Below are 18,516 nucleotides of genomic sequence, written 5' to 3'. Positions count from 1 at the left end.
CTCTAGGCTTCGGCAGATGTCGATGGATGGCGCGCGGAGCGCCTCACTCGTCGAAATCGTCGTGCACGGCGACGGCGCCGCGGCGCCAATAACCGTGGGCACGGACCCATTTGCGATTGGCGCCGCGCTCGTCGACCAGGACGCCGCGCAACTGCTTGGCGGCGCCGGATTCGCAGGCGAGCCAGGCGAAGTAATCACCATCGGGGAAGGCCAGGGCCGGCAGGGCCGCAAGCAGCGCCGCACCGGGTTGCGCCCCGGCGGCACGATGAGCCCAGACCACCTCGATGCCGGCGGAGCGACGCAGGGGATATTCCTCGTCCGCTCCACCGACCTCGACCAAAGCGAGCGCCCGGCTGCCCTGTGGCAGCTCTTCCAGGCGCCGCGCCAGAGCGGGCAGCCCGGTCTCGTCGGCAACGAGCAGATGCCAGTCGAAATCGAAGGGAACGATGAAGGAGCCACGCGGGCCGGCGATCCAGGCGGGATCGCCCGGCTTGACCTGCGCCGCCCAGTTGCTGGCCGGCCCGTCATGCAACAGGGCAAAGTCGATATCGAGCTCGCCCGCCTGCGGATCATGCCGTCGCGGCGTGAAGTCGCGCGCCAGCGGTCGCGGACCGCTTTCAGGGAAGGCCAGCCCGTCCGGGCCAACGATCGGCAGGGCCGGCTTCGTCTCGCCGGGCGCTGCGAAGAACATCTTCACATGGTCGTCGAAGCCGAGGCTGACGAAGCCCTCGAGTTCCGGGCCGCCCAAGGTCACCCGGCGCATCGACGGGCTGAGATCGGTCACGCGCAGGACGTCGAGGCGCCGCAGCGCCACCTTATGGCGCTGGCGCTTCGGCAGGCGTCCGTCCGGCACGCCTGTTTCAATGGCGCTGGTCATGGTTTCGATCCCTTGTCGTTGTCGGCCCGGTCGCAGCGTGGCCGCATCGAGCCATTGCGGCCGCGCAACGCGACCATGTGTCTGCGGTGATTGTCTGCAGCGATGCCCCCTGGGGCAGCCGTCATTTGGTCAGGATCAGCTTTCCCTGCCGGGTGATCCTCAGGCGATAGAGCTCGCCATGATGCTCGATGCCGATCTCCGTCTCGCCCTTGAAGACCGCTGCGCTGGCGACCGTTCTTGCCGGGCGCAGCGCCGCTGCACGAGGCAGGCTACGGACCCGATCGAGGCACCCGGAGCCGGTCAGAGCTGAAAAGAGTGGCTGGCTGTTCATGGAAAAAGACTCGGAACGATAAGCTGCGGCGAATACGCACTCAGCTTAACCGAGATCAAAAATCCAAGCAATTACAATAGTTTATATGTATAATCGTTCAAAACTCCGGATGGGGCGAGCAAGCACGCCTCATCCGCTGAAATCACGCCCACCTCTGCTCAGCGAGCTGGCGCGACATCGCTACGCCGTCGCGCGGCGGCCGGCCGCGAGGGCGAGGATCGCCACGAGCAGCGGCGCGAAGGACAGCATCAACACCATGTTCCAGCCGAAGGCGGAGAGCAGGCCTCCAGAGAGGAAGGAGCCGATCGCCATCGTGCCGAACACCGCGAAATCGTTGAAGGACTGCACGCGGGCCTTCTCTTCCGGGCGGTGGCATTCCAGCACCATGGCCGAGGCGCCGACGAAGCCGAAATTCCAGCCCAGGCCGAGCAGGATCAGCGACGCCCAGAAATGCGTGACGTCGATACCGAACAAGCCGACTGCCGAAGCGGCGCCGGTCAGGATGAGACCGGCAGCGACGACCTTCGCCGCGCCGAAGCGCGTGATCAGGCGCCCGGTCCAGAAGCTCGGCGCGTACATGGCGACGACATGCCATTGCAGCCCGAGATTGGCCGATTCCTGCGAGAGCCCGCACAGCTTCATCGCCAGCGGCGCCGCCGTCATCAGGAAGTTCATCAAGAGATAGGAGACGACCCCGCAGATCACCGCGAGGATGAAGCGGGGCTGGCGCACGATCACACCGAGGGGACGGCCGCCGCCACCCTGTTCCGCCGCGGTCGGCATCGGCAGCTTGACGCCAAGCAGGATGAACGCGGAGAGCGCCGCGACCACCGCCTGGCCGATATAGGTGGCGGCGAAGAGATAGGGCGGCCACAGGTTCATCGTAAGCGTCACCAGTTGCGCGCCGATGACCCCTGCGAAGACGCCGCCCGCCATCACCGCCGAGAGGGCGCGCGGGCGTCGCTCCGGCGCGGCGCAATCGGTCGCCGCAAAGCGGAAGGACAGGACGACGGCGGCATAGACGCCGGCGCAGAAGGTGGCGAGGCAGAACAGCCAGAACGAGGCGGCGAGCATGGCGAGGCTCGCCAGCACACCGGCGATGACGCCGCTGCCGGTGCCCAGCATGAACACCCTGCCGCGGCCGTGACGCTGCGCGATGGCGCCGGCCGGCAGCGTGCAGAGCGCCATGCCGACGACGAAGATCGAGATCGGCAATGTCGCGAGGGCCTTGCTGGGCGCAAGCATGTCGCCGACGATCGCGCCCGTGGCGAAGACGACGGTGGCATTGGCGCCGGCGAGCGCCTGGCAGATCGCCAGCCGCAGGACATTGCTGCGCTCCTGCCGCAGCGCGCTTGCCGCCTCGTCGCCCGGAAGAGTGGATATCGTGGTCATGCGGCGATCGCAGTTCTGCAGAGGGACAGGCGCTACGAGCGGCGAAGCAGCGGCCCGGGCTCGACATCTGCGCGCGCGGACCGGTTGCGGCGGGCGCATCGGCCCTCGCTACCCATCCCCCTCGCCTAGCAGAAAGCTATCTGACGTGCTTTCGATGCTTTGCCAAAAAATGTAGAATACCAGACAAAGCAGGGAGTGCCATGAGCTGGTCGACCATCACCACCCCGCCGGATGCCCTGCCGCCACGACCGATGACGATGCGGGCGCAATCAATTCCGCCCCGGCACCATTTCCTGGAGCACGCCCATGACTGGCATCAGCTGGTCTATGCGATCGACGGCGTGCTGACCGTCTCCACGGTCGGGCAGACCTTCATCACCTCGCCGGATCAGGCGGCCTGGCTGCCGAGAGGCGTGCCGCATCGCGTCGGATCGCTGCTCGGCGCGGAGTTCAGGAGCCTCTGGATCGCGACCGAGGCCGGGAGCGGGCTGCCGCTCGCCCCGACGGTCCTGGCAGTGTCGCCGCTGCTCAAGGCCCTGATCGTCGAGGCGGCAGCGATCGAAGGCCAGAGCGACGCAGACGGCTATGGCAGCCGGGTGGTGACCCTGATCCTCGACCAGTTGCGCCGCGCCCCGACCTTGCCGACAGCTTTGCCCTGGCCGCGCGACAACCGCCTCGCCGCGCTCTGCGAGGCACTTTATCTCGATCCGGCCGACGACCGCAGCGCCGATGACTGGGCCCGGGAACTCGGCCTGTCCAGTCGAACCCTGACACGCCGGTTCGAGGCCGAGATCGGCGCGCCGTTGCGCTCATGGAAGCGCCGCCTGCGTCTGTTCCGGGCGATCGAGCTGCTCAGCGGCGGGATGTCGGTCACGCAGACCGCGATGGAACTGGGCTACAGCTCAGCCTCGGCCTTCATCTTCGCGTTCAAGGCCGAAATGGGTGAGAGCCCGCATGCCTATGGCCGCCAGGCCGAGCGCTAGCCTGGTGCTCGAGGCCGCTCACGGCGAGCGTCAGCCCTTATTCGCCGTCAGCACGAACATCGGCACGTCGCCGGGATAGGGCGAGGCCGGAAACAGATGCTGCCAGCTCCGCGCCGGGCCGAAGCCGGCCTCGCTCAGCATCGCCCGGGCATCGTCCTCCGTCAGCCCGTCATGACGCGGCAGGCTGTTGGCGAGCGTCTCGGGATAGGTCGAGCGGTATTGCGGGGCGATCGACCAGAGCCCGTCCGAGACGAGCACGAGCCCGCCCGGGCGCAGGACGAGGTTAGCCTTGCGCAGCGCCGCCATCGGATCGGGCAAGGTCCAGAGCACATTGCGCAGGGTCACGATGTCGGCCGAGCCCGGGGCGAACGAAGCCTCCTCGATCAGCGCCTGTTCGAAGGTGACGTCGAGCCCGGAGGTCTCGGCCGCCTGCCGGGCCACGGCGAGCATGCCCGCGGAGCCGTCGCAGGCCCGCACGCGATGCCCCAGCGATGCAGCGATCAGCGCGCAGGCGCCGGTCCCGGTGCCGACGTCGACGACGTCCCTCGCCTCCTCCGCTTCGAAGGCGGCAGCGAGAACATCACGCCAGAGCGAAGCCTGCGCGACATGCGAGGCGACACCGTCGAAGGCCGGCGCGCGCCGGGTCCAGTAGTCGGAAACCTGGGTCTGCGCCTCGGCCGGCTTCATGACTGCCTCCGTTCCGGTTCGATCAGATACTCGATGTGCCGGCGTCCCGACGCGCCCTGACGGATCGAGACCGCAACGCCGAAAATGCGCTGGATCGTCTCTGCGGTCAGGACCTCGTCCGGCGTCCCTGCGGCTTGCAAGCGCCCTTCGTGCAGCAACGCGATCTCGTCGCAGAACATCGCCGCGAGGTTGAGATCGTGCAGCGCCATGATGCAGGTGATGCCGAGGCGTCGGACCAAGCCGAGGATCGAGAGCTGGTGCTGGATGTCGAGATGGTTGGTCGGCTCGTCCAGGATCAGCTCGCTCGGCTCCTGTGCCAGCGCGCGAGCGATATGGACCCGCTGGCGCTCGCCGCCCGACAGCGTATGCCAGAACTGGTCGTGCCGTTCGGTGAGCCCGACCCGCGCCAGCGCCTCGTTCACTGCCACCTCGTCGGCGCCGTTCCAGGATGCCAGCGCGGCGCGATGCGGCGTGCGGCCGAGCCGGACGACATCGCAGACGGAAAGCTGGATCTCGGTGGTCGCCTGCTGCTCGACGAAGGCGAGACGGCGGGCGAGCTCGCGCCGTGGCACGGCAGCGATATCGCGCTCGTCGAGCGTGACGACGCCGCTCGCGACATTGCGCAAGCGGCAGAGCAACCGCAACAGGCTCGACTTGCCCGAGCCGTTCGGGCCGATCAGCCCGAGCACCCGGCCAGGCGCCGCCTGCAGCGTCACCCCGTCGACGATCATCCGGCCGGCAGCGCCCCAGCGCACCTCACGCATCGCGAGCGTCATGCCGGCCGCCTCGCACGATAGAGGATGAGGGCAAAGACCGGCGCGCCGAACAGCGCTGTCACTACCCCGATCGGCAGGATTTGCTGCGGAATCAGCACGCGCGAGAGGATGTCGGCGAGGATCATGAAGATCGCGCCGACGACGAGGCAGGCCGGCAGCAATCGCGCGTGGCCGGAGCCGACGAGGAAGCGGGCGGCATGGGGAATGATCAAACCGACGAAGCCGACCGTGCCGACGATCGAGACCATCACCGCGGTCATCACAGCGGTGGTGGCGAAGAGCACGACCTTCACCCTTGTGACGGCGACGCCGAGCGAGGCGGCGGCATCGACGCCGAAGGCGAAGGCATCGAGCACCTTGGCGTGCAGCATGCAGATGCCGAAGCCGATGAAGGCGACCGGCGCGGCGATCCAGAGATCCGGCCAGCGCACGCCGCCGAAATTCCCCAAGAGCCAGAACATCACACCGCGCGCCTGCTCGGCGCTGGCCATTGTCGTGACGATCGTCGCAGTCGCGGCATTGAAGAGCTGCGAGGTCGCGACGCCGGCAAGGATGACGCGATCGCTCGCCCCGCCCGCCCCCGTCGCCAGCAGCGCGACCACGGCGAGCGCGGCGCAGGAACCGATGAAGGCCCCGGCCGAGACGCTCAGCGCCGTGCCGCCAATGCCGACGCCGAGGATCAGCACCGCGACGGCGCCGGTCGAGGCGCCGGCGGAAATGCCGAGGACATAGGGCTCCGCCAGCGGGTTGCGTAGCAGCGCCTGCAGGATCGCGCCCGAGAGCGCCAGCGCGCCGCCGCACAGGCCAGCCATCAGCGCCCGGCTCAGCCGGTAATCGAAGATCACGCCCTGCTGGATCGCACTGACCGGAAAGTCGAGGCTGAACAGCCCGTTGCCGAGCGCCCGCAGCGCTGTGTCGAACGGAATGCGCATCTCGCCGATCGTCACCGCCAGCGCCACCGAGACGGTGAGCGCGACGAGTGAGGCCAACGCGATGGCGATCCGCGCCGGCCAGTTCGGGCCGTGGGCAGCGTGGCTCAAGGAGCGAGGCCGAAGCCGGCGATCGCCTTGGCGAGCGTCTCGATGCCGTCGACCGTGTCGAGCCCGGCGCGGGTCGCGCCGACGTCGAGGATGACGACGCGCTGGTTCTTCACCGCATCGAGCTTGCTGGCGACGGGATCGGTCTTGAGGAAATCGAGCTTCTTCTCGATGTCATCGGCCGGGAAGCGGCGGCGATCCATCTTCACCGTGACGATCACAGCAGGGTTGGCGCCGGCGATGCTCTCCCAGCCGACCAGCGGCCATTCCTCATTGGTGGCGATGATGTTGCGGGCGCCGAGCTTCGACAGGATGTAGGCGGGCACGCCGTTCTTGCCGGCCATGAAGCCGTCGCCCTTGATATCCCGGCTGGAGAACCAGACTACGACCGGCACGTCCTTGGCCTTGACGTTCGCCACGGCCTGGACCGCCTTGTCTTCACGAGCCTTGAGCTCGGCAATGAGCGCATCGGCCTGGTCGGAGACGTCGAAAATCTGCCCGAACTCGCGGATGTTGCGATAGACCAGCTCCATCGTGAACATCTGGGTGCGTACGCCGTCGCCGGCGCCGGAATTGTCCTTGCCGACGCAATCGGTCGGCGAGACATAGGTCGGGACCTTGACCTTGGCGAACTGATCGCGCTTGCCGACGATGCCGTTGGGCCCGACATGCCATTCAAACATCGCGGTGACGAGATCGGGCTCCTGGGCGAGCACCGCCTCGAAGCTCGGATCGTTGTCGGCGAGACGCTTCACCTTGGCATTCACCGCCTCATAGGGCTTGGCGACCGGCGAGAACCAGACCGCGGTGCCGACGACACGGTCGCCGAGGCCAAGCGCATAGAGGATCTCGGTCTGGGTCTGGCCGATCGCGACGACGCGCTTGGGCGGTGCATTGAAAGTCACGCTCTCCCGGCAATTCTCGAGGGTCAGCGGATATTGCGTCGGCGCCGCCAAGGCGGCACCCGCGAACAGAGTGCCGAGGAGCGCTGCAACCGGTCCTTGCAGCAGGCGGGCGAGATGGCGGGTAGCCGGCACGGGACAAGCCTTTAATGTAACAATGTTGCATTTCTGATAGAAGGGTCGGCGCGCAGCCGTCAAGCTCTGCGCGACGGCGCGGACGGTGTTCGTGAACATGGGTCTCATCGCTCCCCGAGATGGCAGGCGGGGAACTGCGCGGGGGCGTGGATGGATGGAGGGCATCGCCGCCATCGACACACAGCTCCGGAACACCCCGTCCGAAAGACGTCTTCGACGACCGGGGCAGGTCTCCTGGCTCGCGGGTCGATGCCGGTTCCGCCCGGCCTTCCCGGCGCGATCAGCGCCAGTGGACGATGGACGGAGAGCTCGCCGCTTACAGTTGCGGGGGCAGCCTCGGCTTTGGCGGAATACGCCTCACCGAATTCCCTCTTAGCTCCGGGAGCAACCCGGAGAACCTCGATCGCGGTCACCCTATAAGGCCGTGCCGCAGGGTCAAGCCTGCCAACCGATGGCTCAGGCGAGCCAGGCGGGCAGCCGCGCGGGAGCGATACCCGTCAGCGCAGCCTCGATGCAGTCGTCGAGCGTCCCCAGCCTGACGGCGCAGCCGGAGAGCCCCGGCCCGTAATGGGCGTATTTGCCGGAGTTGGTCAGCACCACCTTCGCCTGCTCCGGGAAGACCGGGCGGGTGATCGAGCACCAGCAGAGATCGGGAATGACCGCGACGCCGCTCTGCGCAAGCCTGGCCATCGTGCCATCGACTTCAGCCGCGGCGACGACCTCCCGCCCGGCCGTGATGATGACGGCGAGCGCAGCCGCGACAGAGCGGCCATCGAGGCGCTCCGCGACGGCCCGGCATTCGTCCAGCGAGGCATGCGGGCTGCCAATGGCGACGAGATCGACGTCCGCGGGCCCCTCGTTCAGCTTGCGCCAGCCCGCGGCAAGATGCTCGCGCGTGATGACGACTTCGTCCTCGGGGGCGCCGCCGAGGCTGTCCGCTTCCGGCGTGATCCCCTCGATATGGAGCATTGCCGCCGCCGAGGTCGTGCCGAAGGCGGCGCAGAGCGCCTTTAGATCGTCCCGTGTCGGTTGCGTCTTCGCCAGGCCCTTGATCAACGGGATCAGGTCGGGCGAGGCCAGGCCAGCAAGGTAGCCGATCAGGGGCCAGGCTGCGCTGTCCGCATCCTCCGGCAATTCGACCCGGACCGTCCGGCGCGCCCGGCGTCCCTCGTCGAGAAAAGCGCCAGCGAGCGGGGCGCGGCCGGTGACGGCGATGCAGAAATCGAGGAAGTCCGGGTGCTTGGCGGTGCGGGCGCCGAGCACGGAGTTGGCGAAGATCACCGCATTCGATTCGGACCAGCCGATCGGCTCGCCGAAGCCCGGCGGCTCAGGCAGTGCATAAGGCGCGCAGGTGAAGCTCGCCTGGCAGCCCATGCGGACATAAGTCTCGGCAAGGCGCGACGCCGGCTCGCCGAATTCGGGCGCGACGCCCTGGCGGCGCCAGTTCGCATGGTCGACCGAGATCGCGTTCATCGTCGTCGGGATGCGGACGCGCGCGCCCAGTTCCTCCATCTTCTCGGCGAAGACCAGATTGGCCGGGCCCGCATAGATGCAGCCATCGACATGGGCGCGCGTCACATCGAGGAGCCCAGTCGCTCCTTGCTGGCTCGCCATGGCGACGAGGATGCGCATGGCCTGCTGGGCAGCGATCCCGTCCTTGCCGTCGAGCATGCAGCGATCAGCGGGAGACAACAGCAGCCCCGCATCCGCCGCCGCAGCGAGAGGGATGCGCACCCGCCCGCCATCGGCCGAAACGCCATCCGGCGCGATCACCGCATGCCGCGCCGAGGAGAGGATGGCGAAAGCCTCTTCGGCGAGGCGGATGACCGGGATGCGGCGCCCGAACATCTCGGAAGCGACGATTGCGCCGAGCGTCAGCGTGTCCTCGGCGCCGGCAAAGATCAGCGCGGCGGGACTCTTGCCGGAGAGAGCCAGCTCCAGCAGCACGCCGGAGCCCGAACAGGAGCCCCGGCTGGTCGGCATCAACACCACTGCGCCGGCAAGCGAGGCGCCATGGGCGGGATGGTGCACGTCGATCACCGTGCTCGTGGCGGGATCAACGCCGCCCCAGAAGCTCAAGGGCTCGCCAAGAGCGACGATCGGTCCGGCGGCGACCCCGGCAACGACCGCGATCCCATTGTCCTGTCTCGAAGCTGGAGTCATCTCGCGGATCGACGAAGGCGGTTGTGGGACCGGGTCGGGGCCGGCGCGTACTCCGGCCCTCCCCGCGGTTGATATCACCGAATGGGAGGCGCGTATTGCAGCCCGCCCTTCGTCCAGAGATTATTGGCGCCGCGCGCCAGCTTCAGCGGGCTCTCGCTGCCGAGATTGCGCTCGAACGATTCGCCGTAATTCCCGACGGCCCTGATGATCCGCACGACCCAGTCCTTGCTCAGCCCGATCCCTTCGCCGGCATTGCCCTCGCTGCCAAGCAGCCGGCGGATATCGGGCACCTTGGAATCGACCATCTTGTCGACATTCGCCTTGGTGACGCCGAGCTCCTCGGCGTTCAGCAGAGCGAATTGCGTCCAGCGGACGATACGGAACCACTGGTCGTCGCCGGCCCGGACGAAGCTTCCCAACGGCTCCTTCGAGATCAGCTGGGGCAGGATCACATGCTCGTCCGGGGTGCGAAACTTCAGGCGGATGGCGGCGAGCGAGGAGACGTCGAGGCTGATGGCATCGCAGCGACCGGCCTCATAGGCGCCGACGACCTCGTCATTGGTCGCGAAGACGACCGGCTCGAATTTCAGCTCCTTCGACCGGAAGAAGTCGGCGAGGTTCATCTCGTTGCTGGTTCCCTGCGTCGCGCAGACGGAGCCTCCGGCCAATTGCTCTGGCTTCTCGATGCCGAGCTTCTTGGGCACCATGAAACCCTGGCCGTCATAGTAGTTCACCGCGGTGAAGTTCAGCCCAAACAGGCTGTCGCGCGCGATCGTCCAGGTCGTGGTGCGCGTCAGCACGTCGACCTCGCCGGATTGCAGCGGCGCGAAGCGATCCTTGGCGGAGAGCGACATGAACTCCGCCTTCATCGGATCGTTCAGGATCGCGGCTGCGAGGGCGCGGCACATGTCGGTATCGAAGCCCTTCCAGACGCCGTTGGCATCGGGCAGCGAGAAGCCGGGCACGCCCTGGCTCGCCCCGCAGATGATCTTGCCGCGGGCCTTGATCCGCTCGAGGGTCTGCGCCTGCCCCGAGGCGGGCCAGAAACCAATAGTGATGCACAGCGCCACCAAAGCCGATGCAGCTTTCATAGAATCCCCCTGATGTTCTTATCTCGCCAACGGCGTGTTTCTGCGAACCGTTGCTGTCGAATTTCACCGGTATCGTGGCGTTCAACTTTACCTTGCATGCCTTCAGCAGTATCTCCCGACCGCCACATGACGATGCCCAGTACCGGCATTTGACATCCGGCCTTCGCGGCTCACAAATAAAAAACCGACCGCCATCCATACGATTCTGATATGGGACCTGCTCTCGCATGGACCTCAATCTGAGAATGATCGAGTGCTTCAAGGCGGTGATGGCGGCAGGCACCGTCACCGGGGCGGCCGAGATGCTGTTCACCTCGCAGCCGGCGGTCAGCCGCTCGATCAAGCAGCTGGAATCAGCGACCCGCGCCAAGCTCTTCGACCGGGTCCGGGGGCGCCTCGTGCCGACCGCCTACGCGTTCGCGCTCTCCCAGGAGGTCAACACGGTCTTCAAGGGGCTCGACCATCTGCGGCGGGCAGCAGCCACCCTCAAGGACTTCCAGAACGGCAATATCAGCATCGTCTGCGCACCCGCCTTCTCGCAAGGCTTCATCGCCGATGTCGTCACCGCCTTCGTCCGGAAGCATGGCGACGTCAGCCTGACGGTCGAAACCCATGTGTCCTGGCGGATCGGCGAACTGATCAACGACCAGAAATTCGATCTCGGCATTGCCGCCTACGACATGACGTCGCTGGGTGTGGAGCACGAAACCTTCTGCGCGCCGGCCGAAGTCTGCGTGATGGCCGGCGACCACCCGCTCGCAAGCCGACGCGCGATCGACCCCGCCGACCTTGATGGCGTCAGCTCGATCTTCATGATCAACCACGACCCCTATCGCAAACGGCTCGACCGCACCTTCGAGACTGTCGGCGTGCAGAGACGGCTCGTCATCGAGACCTCGAACAGCGCCGCGGCCTGCGCGATGGCGCTGCGCGGCGCCGGCGTTGCGATCATCAACCCGTTGACGGCGCTGGACTATGTTTCGTCCGGCCTGGTCATGCGCCGCTTCTCGGCCGGGGGGCCGTTCCATTCGACGCTGCTGCGGGCGCGGCACCGCCCCTCCTCGCCGCTGATCGAGCTCTTCGTGGCCGAACTGAAATCCGTGCGCGACGACTATCTGGCACGCTGCGAAGCCCATCTGAACGCCTGAAGCCATATCGATAACGTATGGACTGCCTGCCATTTTCGATTGGTCTGCCGAAGGCTCGGCCGCTAGCAATCCGAAGGCCGGTAGCCGCCACGGGAAGACTTCGAGCCGGGCTCGATGATCACAAGGCAGGACCGTGATCAGGAGAGGAAGACCATGCACCGGTCGGCGTTCATCGATCTCTACAGCGATACGAAATCGAAGCCGACCGACGGCATGCGACGCTACATGATGTCGGTCGAGGTCGGCGACGAGCAGAAGGACGAGGACCCCAATGTCCTCGATCTCTGCGCCCGCGTCGCCGACATGCTCGGCAAGGAGGAGGCGGTGTTCCTGCCGTCGGGCACGATGTGCAACGAGATCGCGCTCGCGGTCCATTGCCGCCCAGGCGACGAGATCATCGTGCACGAGAGCGCGCACATCATGGTCTCGGAAGGGGGTGGCCCTGCGGCGCTCGCCGGCGTCATGGTCCGCGGCATCCGGGGCGAGAACGGCATCTTCGATGCGCAGACGCTGCGGCGCGCGATCAGGCCGGAAAGCCGCTACCTCCAGCAGTCGCGGCTGGTCTCGGTCGAGCAGACCGCGAATTTCGGCGGCGGCGCAATCTGGCCGCTAGCAACCATCCAAGACATCGTCGCAGTGGCGCGCGAAGCTGGCCTCGTCCTCCACATGGACGGCGCGCGCCTACTCAACGCCGTCGTCGCCTCCGGCGTCTCGGCGAAGGACTATGCCGGCCCGTTCGACAGCGCCTGGATCGATCTGAGCAAGGGTCTCGGCGGCCCGGTCGGCGGCGTTCTCGCCGGCTCGCGCGACTTCATCCGCCAGGCCTGGCGTCTCAAGCAGCGCTGGGGCGGCGCGATGCGGCAGGCCGGCTTCCTGGCCGCCGCCGGCATCTATGCGCTCGACCACCATGTCGAGCGACTGGCCGAGGACCACGAGAACGCCAGGGCGCTGGCCAAGGGCCTGGCTGCCCTGCCCGGCATCAGGCTGGCGGCGGGCGAGGTCCAGACCAATATCGTCTTCTTCGATGTCGCCGGGAGTGGGAAAAGCCCAGCCGAGATCGTCGCGGCCCTAAAGGCCAGGGATGTCGGCATGGGCGGCGGCGGTCTCTTCGGCCCGACCGTGATGCGGGCGGTGACGCATATCGGGGTGTCGCGAGCCGATATCGACACGGCACTGGGGGCGATGCGAGAAGCCCTGGCCGCCTAGAGGTCCTGTCCTGTCGCCTTCCGGCGAGACAGCCTGCTTCACTCTAGACCGAGATCACCCGCAACGCGCGACGACATTCTCTCCCGGAGCAAAACTCAATGACAGTGCGCTCGATTGGATTCATCGGCGTCGGCACCCTGGCGAAAGCCATGATCCTAGGCCTGCGCAGGCGCTGGCCGGAGCTGGAGGTCCAGCTTTCGCCCCGTTCGGAGCGACTGTCGTCGGAGTTGGCAGCGGGCGATCAGAAGATCCATCGCTGGACCACGAATGCCGAGGTCGTCGCGGCGAGTGAGGTCGTGTTCGTCACAGTGCGGCCGCCGCAACTCCAGGAGGCGCTGAGCGGGACGCGCTTCCGGCCCGACCAGCTCGTCCTGTCCTGCCTCGCCGGCATCTCGATCGCCGAGATCAAGGAGCGCTGCGCTCCCGCCGAAGTGGCGCGGGTCCTGCCGATACCGGCAATCGAGCGCTGCGAGGGGCCGATCGTGCTGTGCCCACCCGATGCTCGGGCGCGGGCGCTCTTCGACGGGCTCGGCGACATCGTCGATGTCCCGGACGAGGCCGCACTTGCCGCGATCTGGCCGTGCAGCGCGTTCATGTCGCCCTATTTCGCCCTGCAGGCGGCCCTGATCGGCTGGACCGCCGAACAGGGCGTCGAGCACCCGGCCGCCGCCACCTATGTGCGCTCGCTGCTGAAGGCGCTGGCGACGACGAGCGCCCTCACCGAGCTTGCCGACCTCGACAGGCTGATCGAGGAGCATGAGACGCCTGGCGGACTGAACAACCGCATCCGGCTGCAGCTGGAGAAGGCCGGCTGGTTCGCGGCCGTCGGCGACGCGCTCGCGATGACATCGCGCCTGCGCGGCGCCGAACTGACGAACCAGGCGAAGCCCTGAGCGCCAGCCGGCGCGACTACAGCTTGAACACCTCCCGCGCCGTCTCATGGGCGCGGATATAGTCCCAGTCATAGGTCACGCCGAGGCCGGGACCGGTCGGCACCGGGAAGCAGCCGTCCTTGTCGACGCCACCCAGCTGGTCGCTGTAGCCGCAGGCATAGACCGGCGGCACCGCGTTCGGGCAATCGGGCCCGACCAGCGCGAGCTCGTAGAAATTGGTGTTGCGCGTCGCGGCCATGCAGTGGCGATGGGCCGGGCCGCAAGCGTGGATCTCGACATCGACGCCGAAGGCCTCGGCGAGATGGGCGATCTTCATCGCGCCGGTGATGCCGAGATCGTATTCGGGGTCGGAGCGCAGCGCGTCGGTGCCGCCATTGATCAGGAAATCGGCCTTGGGCTCGAAGCCGCGCAGATATTCGGTCTGCAGGATCGGCGTCTTCAGCATCTCGCGCAGCTTCTTGTGGGCGAAGGCCGAGACGCCGCAATCGCGCATCGGATCCTCGTACCAGAAGTAGTTGCCCTCGTCGCAGGCCCGCCCGACATAAAGCGCGTCGGCGAAGGTCCGGAGCTCGTTGGCCGGATCGAGCATCAGGGTCATGCGGTCGCCGACGGCCTTGGCGACATGCAGGACGTTGGCGGCTTCCTCGCGCGCATCGCCATCATGCCAGCCATGGACCTTGAAGGCGCGGTAGCCGAGGTCGTAGCAGGCCTCGGCGAAGTCGACGAAGGCCTCCTTGCTGTCGAGCCCGCCATTGCGATCGCCGTGATAGGTCGAGGCGTAGGTCTTGAGCTTCGTGCGGTAGCCGCCGAGCAGTTGCGAGACCGAGGCGCCGAAGCGCTTGCCGGCGAGATCCCAGAGCGCGATGTCGATCGGGCCGATGCCCATGCCGTCATGCTGGCGCAGCTCGCGCTTCATGTCGTTCCAGATCTCCTCGCGGTGATCGGGATTGCGGCCGAGGATGTTCGGCGCCAGCGAGAGCGTCTGCGCCATGGTGGCGCGGGTGCCACCCCAGTGCATGACGTACTGCCCCTCGGCGCCGTCCTCGCTGCGGATGACCACGGCGAACTTGGTCAACTCCAGCTCGGAATTGGGCTTGTAGCCGATGTTGTAGATGGCGCGGGCATTCTCGGCCGAGCGGCCGATGTTCCTCGCCTTGAACGAGAACTCGACGATCTCGACTTCGCTGATCCTGGTCATGGGAATTCCCTTAGAAGCCGGCGACACGCGGCAGCCACAGGCTGAGCGCGGGCACATAGGTGATGATGGCGAGGGCGACGATCAGCGCGATCAGGAAGGGCCAGAGCTCGCGGAAGAGCGGCCCGAGCCTGACTTTCGTGATCGCCATGGCGACGAAGCAGAGCACCCCGACGGGCGGCGTGACCTGGCCGATGACGAGGTTGACCAGGAGCACGATGCCGAAGTGAACGAGGTCGATCTGCAGCGAAGCCAGCAGCGGCAGCAGGATCGGCACCAGGATGATCATGATGGCGATCGTCTCCATGAACATGCCGGCGATCAGCAGGGCGATGTTCAGGATCAGCAGCACGACCAGCGGGTCGGTCGAGATCGACTTCATGAAATCGGTGACGAGCTGGGGCGCCTGGTCGACGGCGAGAATCCAGCTGAAGGGCGAGGCGGCAGCGACGATGGCGAGAATGACCGCCGTCTCGCGCGCCGTGCCGACCAGAATCGCCGGCAGGTCGGCGAGGCGGATCGTGCGGTAGACCAGCATGCCGACGACCAGCGAGTAGGCGGCGGCGACGCCGGCGATCTCGGTCGCGGTGAAGAGCCCGGCGCGGAAGCCGACGATGATCAGCACAGGCATCAGCAGCGCCAGCGAGGCGTATTTGAACTCCGTCCAGAGATTGGCGAGCGAGAAGGCGCCGGCTGGCCTGAAGTCGCGCTTCAGCGCGAGGATGGCGATGGTCGCCATGATGCAGCCGGCCATGACGAGGCCGGGGATGATGCCGGCGACGAAGAGGCTGCCGAGCGAGATGTTCGCCTGCCAGGCGTAGACCACCATCAGGATCGAGGGCGGGATGATCGGCCCGAGCGTGCCGGCGACGGCCGAGAGCGCCGCGCCGAAGGCGCGGGGATAGCCCATCTTCTCGAGCTGCGGCACGAAGACCCGGGCCGCCGCGGCGGTATCGGCGACCGAGGAGCCGGAGATGCCGGAGAGGAAGACCTCACCGACGACCAGCGTATGGGCCGGGCCGCCGCGGATATGGCCGACCAGCGCCTTGGTGAAGCTGAACAGGCGCTCGGAGATGCCGGACGCGTTCATCAGCGACCCCGCGAGCGTGAACAGCGGGATCGCCAGCAGCGGGAAGGACTGCACGCCGGCGACGATGCGCTGCGCCGCCACGGTGAGCGGTATGCCCTCCATGAAGATCACCAGCAGGGCCGAGCCGGCCATGGCGATCCAGATCGGCGTGCCGACGACGATGAGCAGCGCGAAGGCGCAAAGAAGCAAGGTCACCATGGCCGCTACTCGCGCGTCGTGATGTCGGACCAGAGCGCCCCCGCGGGCCCCTCATCCAGCAGGTTGCGCAGGAGGTGCAACAGCGAGAGCACACTGCCGACGAAGAGCGGCGCGATCATCCAGCCGGCCGAGATGCCGAGCATCGGCGTGATGTTCGGCATCTCGCGCTGGAGATAGCGCCAGGAGAAATAGGTCAGCGTGCCCAGCACCACCGCCGTCGTCAGGAAGGCGAAGAGGCCGAAGGCGCGGGCGAGCCAGCGCGGCGCGAACATCACGATGACGTCGATGATGATGTGCGTGCGGACGTGGAAGGCGCTGGCGATGCCGAGGAAGACCATCCAGGCGAAGAACAGCAGGATGAGCTCCTCCGACCAGGTCAGCGGGTCGCTCAACACATAGCGGAAGACGACGGCGGCGCAGACCAGCGTCGCAATGGCGGCGTGGAGGACCACCAGGGCAGCATCCTCCACGCGGCTCGACCAGTCGTCGAGCCGCCGGATCAAGGTGAGGCCGGTCATTGCTACGGACTAACGCTGGCGCTGCTTGTCGATCGCCGCGAGCACGCGGTCGAGATGAGCCTTGCCCCAGCGCCCCTCCATCGCGGTGGCGACAACCTTGGACTTGGCGGCGAAGGCGTCGCGATCGACGTCCTCGACGATCTTGGAGCGGCCGGACTTGCGGATGTCCTCCAGCATCGAGGCCTCGCGCTTCTGCTGGAGATAGGTGTTCATCGCCGAGGCGCGGGCGGCTTCCGCGAACAGCACCTCGCGATGCTCGGGCTTCAGCCTGGCAAGGCTGTCCTTGTTGATGACGATCATGTTGTTCTGGAGCATGTGCTTGGTCATCGCGACGAAGCCCTGCACCTCGTAGAACTTGCGCGAGAAGATCGTCGGGATCGGGTTCTCCTGGCCGTCGACCGTCTTCTGCTGGAGCGCGGTGTAGACCTCGCCGAAGGGGACCGGCGTCGGCGCTCCGCCATAGGCCTTGATCATCTCGACCCAGACCGGGCTCTCCGGCACGCGGATCTTCAGGCCTTGCAGATCCTCCGGCTTCTTCACGGCGCGATCGAGCGTCGTCATGTTGCGCCAGCCCCAATACCAGATGCGGCTGACCGGCACGATGTTGTGCTTGTCGCGCAGCTCGTCGAACACGGGATCGAAGGCGTCGGAGCGGATGATCGCCTCGGCCTCGCTCCAGTCCTTCCAGAGGAAGGGCGCGCTCGGGATCTCCAGCGCCGGCACCAGCGAGGACGCCGCCGCCATCGACGGCGCGGAGAGGTCGAGTGCGCCTTCCTTGACCTGCTTGAAGAGATCGACCTCCTTGCCGAGCTGCTCGGCCGGGAAGACGCGGATGGTGACGGCGCCGCCCGTGCCCTTGTTCACGCGCTCGGCGAATTCCTGGAAGAGCTCGCCGGCGATCTCGGCGGTGGTGTTGGCGTGGCCGAAGCGCAGGGTCTGTGCCTGCGCCACGCTTGCGATGAAGCTGCCGGCGATCAAGGCCGCGGCGGCGATGCGTTTCAAGATCATGTTGATCCTCCCTGATGTTGAACCGGGCCGTTTTCGGCCTCGGGGGCGTTTCGGCTACTTGATCAGCCGCTCGTAGGAGCCTTCGAGATGCAGGCGCATGGCCTGCGCTGCGGCGTCGGGGTCGCCCGCCTCGAGCGCGTCGACGATGCGGAAATGCTCCTGATGGGTCAGCCCGACATCCTGCTCGCGCGTCAGGTAGAGCCGCGAGATGTGCAGGTGGAAGCGCAGGTCGTCATAGCTCTTGAGCGCGACCTGGTTGCCAGCAGCCTGCAGGATGATGCGGTGGAAGCGATCATCGCCCTCGGTGAAGCCACGATGGCTGCGATATTCGCGCGAAGGCTCGCCGGCCATCATGGCCGCGACCTCGTCGCGCAGCGCCGCGATGACGTCCGGCCCAGGCCTGCTCCGCGCCGCCTGCGCTGCGGCCCAGGGCTCGATCACGCCGCGAAAATTATAGACGTCCTCGTAGTAGCGCCGGTCAGGCAGCGGCGCCGTGGCGAAGCCGATGAAGGGCTCGGCCTTGACCAGCCCCTCCGCCACGAGCCGGGCCAGCGCCTCGCGGATAGGCGTCGAAGAGACCTGAAGCTCGCGCGCCAGCCCGTCGACATTGAGCTTCTCCCCCGGCGCATAGGCCTGGTCGAGGATGCGCTCCTTGATCGCCTCGTAGACCTGGTCGCCGAGCACGACCCGCTCGATCTTGCGTGCGCCGCTCAAAGCTTCATATCCTGCATCTTGGATCGTGCATGATTTTGAAACGAACGCTCAGGAGAGTCAATCCATTCGAGGGCGGACAACACAGCGCCTGATCGATCGCTCGCCCGAGCACTTGAGCTGACCGAGTCGCACGATTCGGTCAGCTCAAGCCTCGCCGGCACCCATTGTCCGG

General features: G+C 66.9%; 18 protein-coding genes and 1 riboswitch. Of the genes, 4 read left to right on the top strand and 14 right to left on the bottom strand.

Going from position 1 to position 18,516, the window contains the following annotated elements:
* Positions 1-43: 43 nt before the first annotated feature.
* The 3 genes from GV161_RS15895 to GV161_RS15885 form a co-directional block, all read right to left on the bottom strand.
* Positions 44-877, bottom strand: coding sequence for a siderophore-interacting protein (locus GV161_RS15895; protein WP_152016613.1), 834 nt, complete (start codon positions 875-877; stop codon positions 44-46).
* Positions 878-998: 121 nt separating this feature from the next.
* A complete protein-coding gene (locus GV161_RS15890) occupies positions 999-1,208 on the bottom strand; it encodes a hemin uptake protein HemP (protein WP_152016612.1) in 210 nt (69 codons plus the stop codon).
* Between the two features lie 180 nt (positions 1,209-1,388).
* On the bottom strand, positions 1,389-2,600 hold the full coding sequence (locus GV161_RS15885; RefSeq protein ID WP_152016611.1) for an MFS transporter: 1,212 nt from the start codon (positions 2,598-2,600) through the stop codon (positions 1,389-1,391).
* A 200-nt stretch (positions 2,601-2,800) separates the two neighbouring features.
* Here GV161_RS15885 and GV161_RS15880 point away from each other — a divergent pair, with 200 nt between their 5' ends.
* Positions 2,801-3,583, top strand: a complete 783-nt coding sequence (locus GV161_RS15880) for a helix-turn-helix transcriptional regulator (protein WP_152016610.1) — start codon at positions 2,801-2,803, stop codon at positions 3,581-3,583.
* Between the two features lie 30 nt (positions 3,584-3,613).
* Here the strand turns inward: GV161_RS15880 and GV161_RS15875 are convergent, their stop codons facing one another.
* The 6 genes from GV161_RS15875 to GV161_RS15850 all read right to left on the bottom strand — a co-directional run bounded on the left by GV161_RS15875 (position 3,614) and on the right by GV161_RS15850 (position 10,374).
* Positions 3,614-4,270, bottom strand: coding sequence for a class I SAM-dependent methyltransferase (locus GV161_RS15875; protein ID WP_152016609.1), 657 nt, complete (start codon positions 4,268-4,270; stop codon positions 3,614-3,616).
* The gene (locus GV161_RS15870; RefSeq protein WP_152016608.1) at positions 4,267-5,046 is read right to left on the bottom strand and encodes an ABC transporter ATP-binding protein; all 780 of its coding nucleotides are present in this window, start codon (positions 5,044-5,046) and stop codon (positions 4,267-4,269) included. The genes GV161_RS15875 and GV161_RS15870 overlap by 4 nt, the downstream gene beginning before the upstream one ends.
* Positions 5,043-6,086 (bottom strand): iron ABC transporter permease, encoded by a 1,044-nt coding sequence (locus tag GV161_RS15865; protein WP_152016607.1) that lies wholly within the window; start codon positions 6,084-6,086, stop codon positions 5,043-5,045. Before GV161_RS15865 ends, GV161_RS15870 begins: the two co-directional genes overlap by 4 nt.
* Positions 6,083-7,120: an ABC transporter substrate-binding protein gene (locus GV161_RS15860; RefSeq protein WP_244624230.1), complete on the bottom strand. Its 1,038-nt coding sequence runs from the start codon at positions 7,118-7,120 to the stop codon at positions 6,083-6,085. The genes GV161_RS15865 and GV161_RS15860 overlap by 4 nt, the downstream gene beginning before the upstream one ends.
* A 206-nt stretch (positions 7,121-7,326) precedes the next feature.
* A riboswitch (cobalamin riboswitch) is annotated at positions 7,327-7,537 on the bottom strand.
* A 39-nt stretch (positions 7,538-7,576) separates the two neighbouring features.
* Positions 7,577-9,283, bottom strand: coding sequence for an aconitase family protein (locus GV161_RS15855; protein ID WP_152016605.1), 1,707 nt, complete (start codon positions 9,281-9,283; stop codon positions 7,577-7,579).
* A 74-nt stretch (positions 9,284-9,357) separates the two neighbouring features.
* Positions 9,358-10,374 carry an amino acid ABC transporter substrate-binding protein gene (locus tag GV161_RS15850; RefSeq protein WP_152016604.1) on the bottom strand — a complete coding sequence of 339 codons (1,017 nt, stop codon included), beginning with the start codon at positions 10,372-10,374 and terminating at the stop codon, positions 9,358-9,360.
* Positions 10,375-10,601: 227 nt separating this feature from the next.
* On the opposite strand from GV161_RS15850, the gene GV161_RS15845 reads away from it, so the two are divergent.
* From GV161_RS15845 to GV161_RS15835, 3 genes are all read left to right on the top strand, one after another.
* Positions 10,602-11,522 (top strand): LysR family transcriptional regulator, encoded by a 921-nt coding sequence (locus GV161_RS15845; protein ID WP_152016603.1) that lies wholly within the window; start codon positions 10,602-10,604, stop codon positions 11,520-11,522.
* Positions 11,523-11,675: 153 nt separating this feature from the next.
* Positions 11,676-12,728, top strand: a complete 1,053-nt coding sequence (locus GV161_RS15840) for a threonine aldolase family protein (protein WP_152016602.1) — start codon at positions 11,676-11,678, stop codon at positions 12,726-12,728.
* 98 nt (positions 12,729-12,826) lie between these two features.
* Positions 12,827-13,621 carry an NAD(P)-binding domain-containing protein gene (locus GV161_RS15835; protein ID WP_152016601.1) on the top strand — a complete coding sequence of 265 codons (795 nt, stop codon included), beginning with the start codon at positions 12,827-12,829 and terminating at the stop codon, positions 13,619-13,621.
* A 16-nt stretch (positions 13,622-13,637) separates the two neighbouring features.
* Here the strand turns inward: GV161_RS15835 and GV161_RS15830 are convergent, their stop codons facing one another.
* From GV161_RS15830 to GV161_RS15810, 5 genes are read right to left on the bottom strand one after another with little or no spacing between them, the layout of a single operon-like run.
* Entirely contained in the window at positions 13,638-14,819 is a 1,182-nt protein-coding gene (locus tag GV161_RS15830) for an enolase C-terminal domain-like protein (RefSeq protein WP_152016600.1), read from the bottom strand.
* A 10-nt stretch (positions 14,820-14,829) separates the two neighbouring features.
* Complete coding sequence (locus GV161_RS15825; protein ID WP_244624229.1) at positions 14,830-16,104, bottom strand: TRAP transporter large permease; 1,275 nt, start codon at positions 16,102-16,104, stop codon at positions 14,830-14,832.
* 5 nt (positions 16,105-16,109) lie between these two features.
* Positions 16,110-16,622 (bottom strand): TRAP transporter small permease, encoded by a 513-nt coding sequence (locus GV161_RS15820; protein WP_152016599.1) that lies wholly within the window; start codon positions 16,620-16,622, stop codon positions 16,110-16,112.
* A 9-nt stretch (positions 16,623-16,631) separates the two neighbouring features.
* Positions 16,632-17,630, bottom strand: a complete 999-nt coding sequence (locus tag GV161_RS15815; protein WP_152016598.1) for a TRAP transporter substrate-binding protein — start codon at positions 17,628-17,630, stop codon at positions 16,632-16,634.
* Between the two features lie 54 nt (positions 17,631-17,684).
* Positions 17,685-18,344 (bottom strand): GntR family transcriptional regulator, encoded by a 660-nt coding sequence (locus tag GV161_RS15810; RefSeq protein WP_152016597.1) that lies wholly within the window; start codon positions 18,342-18,344, stop codon positions 17,685-17,687.
* Positions 18,345-18,516: the final 172 nt, after the last annotated feature.

Source organism: Bosea sp. 29B (assembly GCF_902506165.1).
In the GTDB taxonomy this organism is placed as follows: Bacteria; Pseudomonadota; Alphaproteobacteria; order Rhizobiales; family Beijerinckiaceae; genus Allobosea.
This window is presented reverse-complemented; position numbering and strand designations above follow the sequence as displayed.

Bases quoted from the DNA above. Each gene is read 5' to 3' on its own strand.
- GV161_RS15845 (WP_152016603.1), top strand. From the start codon at position 10,602: ATGGACCTCAATCTGAGAATGATCGAGTGCTTCAAGGCGGTGATGGCG.
- GV161_RS15895 (WP_152016613.1), bottom strand. From the start codon at position 877: ATGACCAGCGCCATTGAAACAGGCGTGCCGGACGGACGCCTGCCGAAG.
- GV161_RS15815 (WP_152016598.1), bottom strand. From the start codon at position 17,630: ATGATCTTGAAACGCATCGCCGCCGCGGCCTTGATCGCCGGCAGCTTC.
- GV161_RS15840 (WP_152016602.1), top strand. From the start codon at position 11,676: ATGCACCGGTCGGCGTTCATCGATCTCTACAGCGATACGAAATCGAAG.
- GV161_RS15880 (WP_152016610.1), top strand. From the start codon at position 2,801: ATGAGCTGGTCGACCATCACCACCCCGCCGGATGCCCTGCCGCCACGA.
- GV161_RS15835 (WP_152016601.1), top strand. From the start codon at position 12,827: ATGACAGTGCGCTCGATTGGATTCATCGGCGTCGGCACCCTGGCGAAA.
- GV161_RS15875 (WP_152016609.1), bottom strand. From the start codon at position 4,270: ATGAAGCCGGCCGAGGCGCAGACCCAGGTTTCCGACTACTGGACCCGG.
- GV161_RS15890 (WP_152016612.1), bottom strand. From the start codon at position 1,208: ATGAACAGCCAGCCACTCTTTTCAGCTCTGACCGGCTCCGGGTGCCTC.
- GV161_RS15825 (WP_244624229.1), bottom strand. From the start codon at position 16,104: ATGGTGACCTTGCTTCTTTGCGCCTTCGCGCTGCTCATCGTCGTCGGC.
- GV161_RS15830 (WP_152016600.1), bottom strand. From the start codon at position 14,819: ATGACCAGGATCAGCGAAGTCGAGATCGTCGAGTTCTCGTTCAAGGCG.
- GV161_RS15850 (WP_152016604.1), bottom strand. From the start codon at position 10,374: ATGAAAGCTGCATCGGCTTTGGTGGCGCTGTGCATCACTATTGGTTTC.
- GV161_RS15870 (WP_152016608.1), bottom strand. From the start codon at position 5,046: ATGACGCTCGCGATGCGTGAGGTGCGCTGGGGCGCTGCCGGCCGGATG.
- GV161_RS15820 (WP_152016599.1), bottom strand. From the start codon at position 16,622: ATGACCGGCCTCACCTTGATCCGGCGGCTCGACGACTGGTCGAGCCGC.
- GV161_RS15855 (WP_152016605.1), bottom strand. From the start codon at position 9,283: ATGACTCCAGCTTCGAGACAGGACAATGGGATCGCGGTCGTTGCCGGG.
- GV161_RS15885 (WP_152016611.1), bottom strand. From the start codon at position 2,600: ATGACCACGATATCCACTCTTCCGGGCGACGAGGCGGCAAGCGCGCTG.